General features: G+C 64.0%; 9 protein-coding genes, 1 pseudogene and 1 riboswitch. Of the genes and pseudogenes, 5 read left to right on the top strand and 5 right to left on the bottom strand.

Translation table 11 applies throughout. The features are described 5' to 3' along the window. Window positions 1–519 (bottom strand): thiamine ABC transporter substrate-binding protein (locus ACXJ7R_RS14950; protein ID WP_457152507.1); only part of this gene is annotated, 519 nt, incomplete at its 3' end. Window positions 520–562: 43 nt separating this feature from the next. Further along, window positions 563–677: riboswitch (TPP riboswitch) on the bottom strand. An 88-nt stretch (window positions 678–765) separates the two neighbouring features. On the opposite strand from ACXJ7R_RS14950, the gene ACXJ7R_RS14945 reads away from it, so the two are divergent. The 4 genes and pseudogenes from ACXJ7R_RS14945 to ACXJ7R_RS14930 all read left to right on the top strand — a co-directional run bounded on the left by ACXJ7R_RS14945 (window position 766) and on the right by ACXJ7R_RS14930 (window position 3,911). Next, the gene (locus ACXJ7R_RS14945; RefSeq protein ID WP_457152506.1) at window positions 766–1,410 is read left to right on the top strand and encodes a thiamine diphosphokinase; all 645 of its coding nucleotides are present in this window, start codon (window positions 766–768) and stop codon (window positions 1,408–1,410) included. A gap of 1 nt (window position 1,411) precedes the next feature. Then, window positions 1,412–3,232, top strand: coding sequence for an ABC-F family ATP-binding cassette domain-containing protein (locus tag ACXJ7R_RS14940; RefSeq protein WP_457152505.1), 1,821 nt, complete (start codon window positions 1,412–1,414; stop codon window positions 3,230–3,232). A gap of 137 nt (window positions 3,233–3,369) precedes the next feature. Next, window positions 3,370–3,612 carry a type II toxin-antitoxin system CcdA family antitoxin gene (locus tag ACXJ7R_RS14935; protein ID WP_457152508.1) on the top strand — a complete coding sequence of 81 codons (243 nt, stop codon included), beginning with the start codon at window positions 3,370–3,372 and terminating at the stop codon, window positions 3,610–3,612. Continuing rightward, window positions 3,612–3,911 (top strand): annotated as a pseudogene (locus ACXJ7R_RS14930) (CcdB family protein). Before ACXJ7R_RS14935 ends, ACXJ7R_RS14930 begins: the two are co-directional and overlap by 1 nt. A gap of 29 nt (window positions 3,912–3,940) precedes the next feature. Here ACXJ7R_RS14930 and ACXJ7R_RS14925 read toward each other — a convergent pair. Next, a complete protein-coding gene (locus ACXJ7R_RS14925) occupies window positions 3,941–5,611 on the bottom strand; it encodes a hypothetical protein (RefSeq protein ID WP_457152504.1) in 1,671 nt (556 codons plus the stop codon). 74 nt (window positions 5,612–5,685) lie between these two features. After that, window positions 5,686–6,984 (bottom strand): adenylosuccinate synthase, encoded by a 1,299-nt coding sequence (locus tag ACXJ7R_RS14920; RefSeq protein ID WP_095089490.1) that lies wholly within the window; start codon window positions 6,982–6,984, stop codon window positions 5,686–5,688. A 213-nt stretch (window positions 6,985–7,197) separates the two neighbouring features. Here ACXJ7R_RS14920 and ACXJ7R_RS14915 point away from each other — a divergent pair, with 213 nt between their 5' ends. Continuing rightward, the gene (locus tag ACXJ7R_RS14915) at window positions 7,198–8,106 is read left to right on the top strand and encodes a DMT family transporter (RefSeq protein WP_457152503.1); all 909 of its coding nucleotides are present in this window, start codon (window positions 7,198–7,200) and stop codon (window positions 8,104–8,106) included. Window positions 8,107–8,164: 58 nt separating this feature from the next. Here the strand turns inward: ACXJ7R_RS14915 and serA are convergent, their stop codons facing one another. Together serA and ACXJ7R_RS14905 are read right to left on the bottom strand one after the other, a co-directional pair. Then, on the bottom strand, window positions 8,165–9,763 hold the full coding sequence (gene serA, locus ACXJ7R_RS14910) for a phosphoglycerate dehydrogenase (RefSeq protein ID WP_457152502.1): 1,599 nt from the start codon (window positions 9,761–9,763) through the stop codon (window positions 8,165–8,167). 153 nt (window positions 9,764–9,916) lie between these two features. Continuing rightward, window positions 9,917–11,092 (bottom strand): phosphoserine transaminase, encoded by a 1,176-nt coding sequence (locus tag ACXJ7R_RS14905; RefSeq protein ID WP_457152501.1) that lies wholly within the window; start codon window positions 11,090–11,092, stop codon window positions 9,917–9,919. Window positions 11,093–11,391: the final 299 nt, after the last annotated feature.

Genomic DNA, 11,391 nt, shown 5'->3' with positions numbered 1-11,391 from the left:
CCACAACAGCAGGCCGAGACCCGGGGTCGAGGTGCGCGGATCCTGGATGACGATCTTGTCGTCGGCGCTGCCTTCGACCAGGTCCTTCAGGCTCTTCGGCGGGCTCTTCAGCTTTTCGGTGTCGTAGACGACGGCGAAATAGCCATAGTCGAAAGGAACGAAAGTATCGTCGCTCCAGCCGCCCGGCACATTGACGTCGGACACCGCGCCATGCGGCGCAAACAGGCCCGTGGCCTTGGCATCGGCGGTGAGATTGGTGTCGAGCCCCAGCACGATGTCGGCCTTGGTCGATGCCCCTTCCAGCCTGACGCGGTTGAGCAGCGCGACGCCATCGGCGACAGAGACGAACTCGACATCGCAGCCGCACTCGGCTTCGAATTCCTTTTTCACAACCGGACCCGGACCCCAGTCGGCGGTGAAACTCTCATAGGTGTAGACGGTGAGCTTGTCCTTGGCCAAGGCAGGTCCGGACAGGGCCACAACCATCGCTGAGGCAAGGGAGTAGAAAAGCGTGCGCATCGGCGCCTCCTTCGTTCGAATTGAAAGGAATTGAGGCGCCGGACTGTCCGAAACGTCTAATCCCTCCGCCGGTACAAACCGGATCAGGTTCAGCGGGTTGGCGAGTTTGCCTCTCAGCCGGTCCGCGAAGATCGCGTCCGGCACCCCGTTAGAGCGTTTCGAGACATAGGCCGGGCCGATCCCTCGCGCAAGTGGCAGTTTGCCGGCCTTCCGTTTCCCGTGCCGGGCTGGTAAGGGCCACACGATATGAGCACATTCACCATCCTGCTTGGCGGCGATCTCATCCGCACGCCACGGCTCGACCACCAGGTCGAAGGCTCCCGCGTTATCGCCGCCGACGCCGGCATCGGCCATGCGCGTCTGCTGGGCCTTGTCCCGGAACTGTGGGTGGGTGATTTCGATTCCGTGCCGGCCAACCTGCCGGATGACCTCGCCGCCGTGCCCCGCCGGACCTTTCCGACGGAGAAGGACCAGACCGATGGCGAACTGGCGGTCGCCGCCGCACTGGAGCGCGGCGCGACCCGCCTGGTGCTCGCCGGCGCTTTCGGCGGCAAGCGCGCCGACCACGCCTTCCTGCATCTGGCACTTGCCCTGCGGCTGGCCGAAGCCGGAACAGCGATACTTTTGACCAGTGGCGCGCAAGAAGGCGTCCCGCTGCTGCACGCCAAAGCTGGCTTCGACTATGCCGACGGCACGTTGTTTTCTGTGCTCGGCTTTTCCGATCTTTCCGGCCTGACCGTTGCCGGCGCCAAATGGCCGCTCGACCGCGTCAAGGTGGCGTTCGGTTCGTCATTGACCATCTCCAACGAGGTCAAGGGCCGCCTCGAAATCACACTCGGCCAGGGCCGCGCGCTGTTGCTCGCCCACCCTTATCCATTACCTGAAAGCTGACATGGCCCCGCCCCTTCTCAATCTCGACGGGATAAAACTGACCTTCGGTGGCACGCCGCTGCTCGATGGCGCCGCCTTGACCGCTTCTGCCGGCGACAAGATCGCGCTGGTCGGACGCAACGGCTCTGGCAAGTCGACGCTGCTGAAGATCGCCGCCGGCCTGATCGAGCCACAGGACGGCGAGGTATTCCGCCAGCCTTCGGCGACAATCCGCTATTTGCCGCAGATGCCCGACATGGAGGGTTTTGCGACGGTGCGCGCCTATGTCGAAGCAGGACTCGGGCCTGCCGACGATCCATATCGCGCCAGCTATCTGATGGAGCATCTCGGCCTGTCGGGCGAGGAGCGGCCAAACGATCTTTCCGGCGGTGAGGCAAGGCGCGCGGCACTCGCCCGCGTCATGGCGCCGGAGCCCGATATTCTCCTGCTTGATGAGCCGACCAATCATCTCGATCTCTCGGTGATCGAATGGCTGGAAGAGGAGCTCGTCCGCACCTCCTCGGCGCTCGTCGTCATCTCCCACGACCGCCGCTTCCTCGAGCGCGTATCGCGCGCCACCGTCTGGCTCGACCGCGGCCAGACCCGCAGGCTGGACAAGGGGTTTGGCCATTTCGAGGAATGGCGCGACCTCGTGCTGGAAGAGGAAGAGCGCGAACAGCACAAGCTCGGCCGCCAGATCGTGCGCGAGGAGCACTGGCTGCGCTACGGCGTGACGGCGCGGCGCAAGCGCAACATGCGCCGCCTTGGCGAATTGCAGACCATGCGCCAGCGCTTTCGTGGCCATCGCGGCGCCGAAGGCTCGGCAACCATGGTGGCGAGCGACGCCGCCGAATCCGGCAAGCTGGTGATCGAGGCGAAAAACATCGAGAAGAGCTTCGGCGACCTCACCGTGGTCAAGGGATTCTCGACCCGCATCCAGCGCGGCGATCGCGTCGGCCTCGTCGGGCCGAACGGCGCCGGCAAGACGACGCTGCTGAAGATGCTGACCGGTGAGTTGAAGCCCGACGCCGGGTCGGTACGGCTCGGCACCAATCTGGAGATCGCCACGCTCGACCAGAAGCGCGAAGCGGTCGATCCACAGGAGACGCTGGCGCAATATCTCACCGACGGACGCGGCGAGAACCTCGTCATCAATGGCGAGCAGCGCCATGTCGTCTCCTACATGAAGGATTTCCTGTTCAAGGCCGAGCAGGCACGCACGCCGGTGCGCGAGCTTTCCGGTGGCGAACGGGCGCGGCTCTTGCTGGCGCGCGTGCTGGCGCGGCCGGCAAACCTTCTGGTGCTCGATGAGCCGACCAACGATCTCGACATGGAGACGCTGGAATTGCTGCAGGAACTGGTTGCCGGCTTTGCCGGCACCGTCATCCTGGTCAGCCACGACCGCGATTTCCTCGACCGCACCGTGACCAGCATCATTGCGCCGGACGGAGGCGGCCGCTGGATCGAATATGCCGGCGGCTATTCGGACATGCTGGCGCAGCGCGGCGGCACCAGGCTAGACGATCGCAAGGCGCGGACGAAAGCCGAAGCTGGCGAAGCCCCGGTCGCGACCAAGAATGAAGCCGCCGCGCCAAAGGGGCCGGCGAAGAAGCTGTCGTTCAAGCAGAAATTCGCGCTGGAAACCCTGCCCAAGAAAATCGAAGCCGTGATGGGGTCGATCTCGAGGCTTGAGAACAACATCGCCGATCCGGCCTATTACGAGCGCGATCCGGCCTCGTTCCAGAAGACCATTGCCGCCCTCGACAAGGAGCGCGCGACGCTGGCCGCATTGGAGGAAGAGTGGCTGGAACTGGAGATGCTGCGCGAAGAGATGGAAGGGTAGTGGAGCGTTCGGCCGCAGGCCTATCAATCGACAACGATTTGTCGATTGAAGTGACGAACGCCCGGGGCCATAGCGAAGGGCCGGATTTCCCCAAGGCGGAAATGCGCATACATTATGCGCATGCTGTGGAGGCTACTATGCGCAAGATTGCCTTGAATGCGATCCGTCAGCCAGCAAACCTGTCGATCGATTCGAACCTCATGAGGGAAGCCAAGGGCCTTGACGTGAATGTCTCGCGCGCCGCGGAGGCTGGCATCGCGGAAGCGGTGGCGGTCGAAAAAACACGGCTGTGGAAACTTGAGAATCGCGCCACCATGGATGCGTGGAACGACTATGTCGAAAAACACGGCATCCCGCTGGAAGACTCGCGGCAGTTCTGATGGCACGTTTCGATGTCTTCGCGGGGCGCATCGAAGGCAGCTATTTGCTCGACGTTCAATCCGACTTGCTCGACAATTTCAAAACACGGGTGGTGGTTCCGCTTCTACCGGTCGCAACGGCGCCGCCGCCGATGCGAGAGCTCCATCCCACCTTCGAAATCAACGGGCGATAACTGGTCATGGCCACCCATCTGATCGCAACCGTGGCTGCCAGCGAATTGGGTGATAGTCGACTGAACCTGGCGAAGCAGCACGACGTCATCGTCGCCGCGCTCGACATGCTGTTCCAGGGCTTTTGAGACAGCGGGCGCCACGCCCGACGCCCTGCTCAGCCCGCCGTCTTCGCCTGCCAGGCCTTGATCGCCTCGTCGAACACCTTCTCGCCGGGAATGCCCTTTTCCATGGTCAGCAGCGCCCGCCGTCCGGTCTTGTAGACGACCGGCACATCGATCCAGTCCTGCCCGCGTAGCAAGGTCATGTTGGCGTCCTCATCGGCCTTGGTGTCGTTGAGAGCAACGAGGAAGAAACCGTCGGCGATCTTGGCCGGAATGCCGATCAACGGGCTGCCGGCATCCTGTTCCGAACTCTTCATCGCGACGCGCAGGATGTTGTCGACACCGCCGCCTTCGAAGCCGTCGGGCGTCAGGAAGATCATCTCGATGATATGGCTGGCCGGCAATGTCTGGTCGGTGTTGCGACGGATGGTCATGCGCAACTGGATGTCCTTGCCGGGAATGGTTGCCTCAGCACGGATCGCCGGTTCCGGCGGCAGGTCGCCACCGGGCGATTCCTGCACCAGCGACCAGACGATGCTGCCGGGTTCCGCCGAACCCTGGGCGGTGCTGGTGCGCTCCTCATAGAAGATTGCCTTTTGGCCGACCGGCAACGCGGTTTCCGCAGGCGCAGCCGCCGCGGCTACGGGTGCCGGCGCGGCACCTGCCGGTGCTGCTGCCGGTGCTGGCGGCGTGGCGGCTGCAGCCGGCGCCGCAGGTGCGGCCTCCGCTGCAGGAGGCGTCGCCGGTGCCGTACCGGGTGGCGGCGTTGTGGCGGGTGCGGCCGCGGGCGGAGTGGCGGCAGCCGGTGCAGAAACCGCTGGCGCGTTCGTCGCCGAGGGCGGCGTGGTCAGCGCGGCGACCGATTCGCCTTCGCCGATGCCGCTCTGTCCGCCGGCCGGGCCGGGGTCGACTTCGCTGCCCTGCGGCGTCAGCCGCTGGGTGAATTTCGGGGCTTCGCTTTCGGTGCCGCCGGCCGCGGGTGCTGGCGGCGCTGCCGCGGCATCTGTTGCCGGCTTGGCCGGCGCCGGCTTCACCGGTTCCGTCTTCACGACCTTGGTGCTGCCGTCGAGCCCCAGCATCTTGCCGAAGGCGTCCTTGTTCAGCCAGATGCCATAGCCACCACCGGCAACGACCAGCAAGGCGACGACGACAGCGATCAAGCCGCCATAGCTGCGCCTGCGTTCGGCGGGCCTCAGGCGCTGGAAAGTGTCCGACACCGGCTCTTCGTTGCTTGAAAAGACATCGACCCCGTCGTCCTCGGCCTCCTCGCTGTCCATCCCCGGAAGGGGCGTTTCTGTGCGAGCAGGCGCTGCCGTCGGCTTTTGCCAGCTTGGCTCGACCTTGGCGGCAGGTGGTGGCGCCGGTCGATAAGGTTCCGGTTTGGCCGCGGGCGGTGCCGGCCAGGTTGGTTCTTCCTTCGTCGGTTGCCGTGCATGGCTCGGCTGGTTCTTGTTGCGGTCGATCGAGGAAAAGATGTGTTCCAGCTCCGCAAGCGGATCAGTGTCCGGCGCGCTCTTGGCGTAGTCCCGCTCGACACTCGCGACAGCGTCTTCCAGCGAGCGCTTCTGCTTGGCTATGACCTCGGCGGACAGCGGCGGCGAAAATTCCGCAAGCCTCTTTTCGAGCGCGGTACGCGCACCGTCATAGATCCGCTTGCGCGTATCGAGTCCCGGCTCGCCGTGCTTGTCGAGCTGCCTTTTCAGAACAGAAACGAAATCTGCCATGCTTCGGTCGACCTGTATTTTGCTCCCGGGCCGGCCCCCGCAAATCGGCCGCGTTGCCCGGAAAGGCTGAGAAACTAGTCTTGAAACGGATCGGTCACAAGTATCGTGTCATCCCGTTCCGGGCTGGTGGACAGGAGCGCGACCGGGGCGCCGATCAGCTCCTCGATGTAGCGGACATATTTGACGGCCTGGGCCGGAAGATCGTTCCAGCTGCGTGCGCCGGCGGTGGTGCCCTTCCAGCCCTCCAGGGTCTCGTAGACCGGTTCGACGCGTGCCTGCGCGCCCTGGCTGGCCGGCAGATAGTCGATCATCTCGCCGTCGAGACGGTAGCCGGTGCAGACCTTGATCTCGTCCAGCCCGTCGAGCACGTCGAGCTTGGTCAGCGCGATGCCCTTGATGCCGTTGACGGCGACGGCCTGGCGCACCAGCACCGCATCGAACCAGCCGCAGCGGCGCTTGCGGCCGGTGACGACGCCGAATTCATGGCCGCGCGTGCCGAGGAACTCGCCGATCTCGTTCTTCTGCTCGGTCGGGAACGGGCCTTCGCCGACGCGCGTCGTATAGGCCTTGGTGATGCCGAGCACATAGCCGATGGCGCCCGGGCCGACGCCCGAGCCAGCGGCCGCCTGCCCGGCTACCGTGTTCGACGAGGTGACGAACGGATAGGTGCCGTGGTCGATATCGAGCAACGTGCCTTGCGCGCCCTCGAACAGGATGCGTTCGCCAGCGCGGCGCTTGTCGTCCAGGATTTTCCAGACCCGGTCCATATAGGGCAGGATCTCGGCCGCGACCGAGGTCAGCTCATGCATGATCGCATCATGCGTGACTTCGGCATGGCCAAGCCCGCGACGCAGCGCGTTGTGGTGCGTCAGCAGCCTGTCGACCTTCAAGGGCAGCGTTTCCAAATCCGCCAAATCCATCACCCTGACCGCGCGCCGGCCCACCTTGTCTTCATAGGCCGGGCCGATGCCACGGCGGGTCGTGCCAATCTTCGTTCCGGAATTGGAGGCGGCGTCCTCGCGGAATCCGTCCAGCTCCCGATGCAGCGACAGGATAAGCGCTGTGTTTTCGGCTATTTTCAGGCGATCCGGCGCCACTTCGACGCCTTGCGCCTTGAGCTTCGCAACTTCGGCGACGAAAGCATGCGGGTCGAAAACGACGCCATTGCCGATGATGGACAGCTTTCCCTGGCGCACGACCCCGGACGGAAGCAACGACAATTTGTAGACCTTGCCGTCGACGACCAGCGTGTGGCCTGCATTGTGGCCACCTTGGAAACGCACCACGACATCGGCGCGCTCCGACAGCCAGTCGACGATCTTGCCCTTGCCCTCGTCGCCCCACTGSGAGCCGACGACCACCACATTGGCCATGTTTCTTTTCCCTTGAGACGCCGCCGAGCGGCTTGAATATGGTTCGAAACGACAGGCCTCTATAACGTCAAGACCTCGTGAGCGCGACCTTTCTTTGCCGCCAAAATTGCGCTGAGGCACAACAATTTTCGGCTTTGACATCATTTACTTGAGCAGACGGGGGCAATAGGCCGGCAAACACCGCAGCTCACCTCTGGCGGCCGGAATCCCGCCATGCATCGACGCGCCTACATATTCCTGCTGCTCACCACCTTGCTGTGGGGCGGCAACTCGGTGGCCGGCAAGCTGGCGGTCGATCACGTTTCGCCGATGACACTCGTCTTCCTGCGCTGGGTGCTGGCCGTGGCGATCTTGCTGCCGATCGGCCTTCAGACGATCCGCAAGGACTGGCCGGTGGTGCGCAAGCACTGGCTCGTGCTGGCGGCCCTTGGCGCCAGCGGCTTCACCTTGTTCAACACGATCTTCTACACGGCGCTCAACTACACGACGGCGATCAACGTCTCGATCGAACAGGCGGCGATGCCGATCCTGATCATCGTCGCCAATTTCGTCTTCTTCCGCTTGCGCGTGAACGGGGCGCAGATTGTCGGCGTCGTGCTGACCATCGCCGGCGTGGTCCTGACCGCATGCCACGGCGACCCGCGCCGGCTGTTGACGCTGGAGCTCAATTTCGGCGACGCCATCATGCTGGTCGCGGTGTTTCTCTACAGCGGCTATTCGGTCGGGCTGCGGCTGAAGCCGGTGATGCACTGGCAGAGCCTGATCCTGGCCCTGTCGGTTGCTGCACTTGTCACCTCGCTGCCCTTCTTCCTGTGGGAGATCGCCGCCGGCAAGGTCATCGTGCCCGACGCGCGCGGCTGGCTGGTCATCGTCTATACCGCGGTCGGCGCCTCGGCCATCTCGCAGATCTTCTACATCAGGGGCAACGAACTGATCGGCGCCAACCGCGCCGGCCTGTTCATCAACCTGGTACCGATCTTCGGCACGCTGCTTTCGGTGCTCATTGTCGGCGAGACATTCCAACTCTACCAGGCGCTGGCTCTGGTGCTTGTGGTGGGCGGCATCGGGCTTGCCGAATACAGCGGGCGCAAGGCAGCGCTGCGGTCGGCCAGGACACGCTGAACAAACGAAAGGCGCGGACCAGGCCGCGCCTTTCGATCTTTCGCAGCAAGTCGCGGGGTCACATCGCGTTGACGTCGAACTGCAACCGCTTGGCCGAGTCGATCGACTTGTGCGCCTTGACCTGCTCCAGCACGTTTTCCGGGAACGGCGCATCGAGATAGAGCAGCGCGATGGCATCGCCGCCCGGCCGGTTGCGGCCAAGCTGGAAGTTGGCGATGTTGACGCCGTTCTCGCCGCACACCGTGCCGAGCAGGCCGATGATGCCCGGCGCGTCGGCATTGGTCGTATAGAGCATGTGCTGGCCGACCTCGGCGTCGAGATTGATGCCCTTGATCTGGATGAAACGCGGCTTGCCGTCTGAGAAGCAGGTGCCGGCGATCGAGCGTGTCTTGTGCTCGGTCTTGACCGTCAGCTTGATGTAACCGTCGAACACGCCGGACTTGTCGCGCTTGACCTCGGCAACGATGATGCCACGCTCCTTCACCATGATCGGCGCCGACACCATGTTGACGTCGGAGACCTGCGGCCGGATCAGCCCAGCAAGGGTGGCACTGATCAGCGCACGCGTGTTCATCGTCGCGGTCGAGCCGTCGAACAGTATCTCGACCTCCGTGATCGGGTCTTCGGTGACCTGGCCGACAAAGGCGCCGAGCACTTCGGCGAGCTTGACGAAGGGCTTCAGCCGCGGCGCTTCCTCGGCGGTGATCGACGGCATGTTGATGGCGTTGGAGACGGCTCCCTTGATCAGGTAGTCGGCCATCTGTTCGGCGACCTGCAGCGCGACATTCTCCTGCGCTTCCGCCGTCGAGGCGCCGAGATGCGGCGTTGCCACCACATTCTCCATGCCGAACAACGCGTTCTGCTCGGCCGGCTCGACCTCGAAAACGTCGATGCCGACACCAGCCACCTTGCCGCTCTTCAGCGCCGCGATCAGGTCGGCTTCGACGACCAGCCCGCCACGCGCGCAGTTGATGATGCGCACGCCGTTCTTCATCTTGGCGATCGCAGCTGCGTCGATGATGTTTCGCGTCTTGTCGGTCAGCGGCGTGTGCAGCGTGATGAAGTCGGCGCGGGCGAAAAGCTCATCCAGCTCGACCTTGTCGACGCCAAGCTCTTCGGCCCGCTTGTCCGACAGGAACGGGTCGAAGGCAATGACATGCATCTTGAGGCCGACGCCGCGCGTGGCGACGATCGAGCCGATGTTGCCGCAGCCGATGATGCCCAGCGTCTTGCCGGTGATCTCGACGCCCATGAAGCGGTTCTTTTCCCATTTGCCGGCATGGGTCGAGGCGTTGGCTTCCGGGATCTGGCGCGCCAGCGCGAAGATCATCGCCACCGCATGTTCGGCGGTGGTGATCGAATTGCCGAAGGGCGTGTTCATCACGATGATGCCCTTGCGGCTCGCCGCCGGGATATCGACATTGTCGACGCCGATGCCGGCGCGGCCGATGACCTTGAGATTGGTGGCGGCATTGATCAGCTTTTCGGTGACCTTGGTCGCCGAGCGGATGGCGAGGCCGTCATACTGGCCGATCACTTCGGCGAGCTTTTCCTTGTCCTTGCCGAGGTCGGGCAGATAGTCGACCTCGACGCCGCGATCCTTGAAGATCTGCACGGCGGTGGGAGAAAGTTTGTCTGAGACGAGAACGCGAGGCATGGATTTGATCCTTTGCGATTGGCGTCCCTCCACTTTGAGGGGAGGGTCGGCGCGAAAGCGCCGGGATTGGGTCCTTGTGGCCGAATATGGCCTGATCTTCTGGATGTTGGATCGTTGAGCTGGGTGGAGGCGACCCCACCCGGCCCTTCGGAGTCAGGCCGCGGCCTTGAGCGAGGCCTTTTGCGCGGCAAAGGCCCAGTCGAGCCAGGACAGCAGCGCTTCGAGATCGGCGGTCTCCACCGTCGCACCGCACCAGATGCGCAGGCCGGGCGGTGCGTCACGATAGGCGCCGATGTCATAGGCGACACCTTCCTTGTCGAGCACTGAGACCAGCCCCTTGGCGAAAGCCGCCTGCCCGTCGGCGTCGAGCGCGGACACGTCCGGGTCGCTGAAGGACAGGCAGACCGAGGTGTTCGACCGCGTCGCCGGCTCGACGGCGAGATGACCGAGCCATGAGGACTCGCCGACAAAGCGATCGATGACGGCGGCATTGGCATCGGCCCTGGCGATCAGCGCCTCGAGGCCGCCGATCGACTTCGCCCAGTGTAGCGCGTCGAGGTAATCCTCGACGCACAGCATCGACGGCGTGTTGATCGTCTCGCCCTTGAAGATGCCTTCGATAAGCTTGCCGCCCGAGGTCAGGCGGAAGATCTTCGGCAGCGGCCAGGCCGGCTTGTAGGTCTCCAGCCGCTCGACGGCGCGAGGCGACAGGATCAGCATGCCATGCGCGCCCTCGCCGCCCAGCACCTTCTGCCAGGAGAAGGTGACGACATCCAGCTTATGGAAGTCGAGCCTTTGCGCAAAGGCGGCCGAGGTCGCGTCGCAAATGGTCAGGCCCTTGCGATCCGCGGGAATGAAATCGCCGTTAGGCACCCGCACGCCCGACGTGGTGCCGTTCCATGTGAAGACCACATCGCGATCGAAGTCGATCTTCGCCAGGTCGGGCAATTGGCCGTAGCCGGCCTCGATCTTGCGCACGTCGGCAAGCCTGAGTTGCTTGACCACATCGGTGACCCAACCGGAGCCGAAGCTCTCCCAGGCGACCATGTCGACGCCGCGCTCGCCGAGCAGCGACCACAGCGCCATCTCGACCGCGCCGGTGTCCGACGCCGGCACGATGCCGATGCGGTAGTCCGCCGGAACCTGGAGAATTTCCCGCGTCAGCTCGATCGCCTGTTCAAGCTTGGCCTTGCCGATCTTGGCGCGGTGCGAACGGCCGAGCGCGGCAGCTTTCAGCGCCTCGACCGACCAGCCGGGGCGTTTTGCGCAGGGACCTGAGGAGAAATTGGGATTTGCCGGACGGAGTCCGGGCTTCGTATGTGCCGTCATCGTGGTCTATCCTTCCAGATAGTGGCCCCTCGTTGGGGAGGGGTGGCCCACGGACGGCGATATGCGTTCAGGCTTCGGGCGTCAAGAGGAAAGTTTTTGTCGTTGGCAGGATACCGGCGATCCGTGATCAGGATGTCGCGACCTCGAACGCAAACGGCGGATCCGAAGATCCGCCGCCAGTGTTTTGATGTGTACCGAGCCTGCTACCAGAGATCGTAGCGTAGCCCGAGCTTGAGCTGGTGATTGCTGATCCCCTTGTGGACCGGGAAGGAAGTCAGGCTTTCGGCAGTCACATATTC

This window comes from Mesorhizobium sp. P5_C1 (genome assembly GCF_054049815.1).
The sequence above is the reverse complement of the archived record's forward strand: the minus strand, read 5'-3'. Positions and strand labels throughout refer to the sequence as shown.

Bases quoted from the DNA above. Each gene is read 5' to 3' on its own strand.
- ACXJ7R_RS14945 (WP_457152506.1), top strand. From the start codon at position 766: ATGAGCACATTCACCATCCTGCTTGGCGGCGATCTCATCCGCACGCCA.
- ACXJ7R_RS14940 (WP_457152505.1), top strand. From the start codon at position 1,412: ATGGCCCCGCCCCTTCTCAATCTCGACGGGATAAAACTGACCTTCGGT.
- ACXJ7R_RS14935 (WP_457152508.1), top strand. From the start codon at position 3,370: ATGCGCAAGATTGCCTTGAATGCGATCCGTCAGCCAGCAAACCTGTCG.
- ACXJ7R_RS14925 (WP_457152504.1), bottom strand. From the start codon at position 5,611: ATGGCAGATTTCGTTTCTGTTCTGAAAAGGCAGCTCGACAAGCACGGC.
- ACXJ7R_RS14915 (WP_457152503.1), top strand. From the start codon at position 7,198: ATGCATCGACGCGCCTACATATTCCTGCTGCTCACCACCTTGCTGTGG.
- serA (WP_457152502.1), bottom strand. From the start codon at position 9,763: ATGCCTCGCGTTCTCGTCTCAGACAAACTTTCTCCCACCGCCGTGCAG.
- ACXJ7R_RS14905 (WP_457152501.1), bottom strand. From the start codon at position 11,092: ATGACGGCACATACGAAGCCCGGACTCCGTCCGGCAAATCCCAATTTC.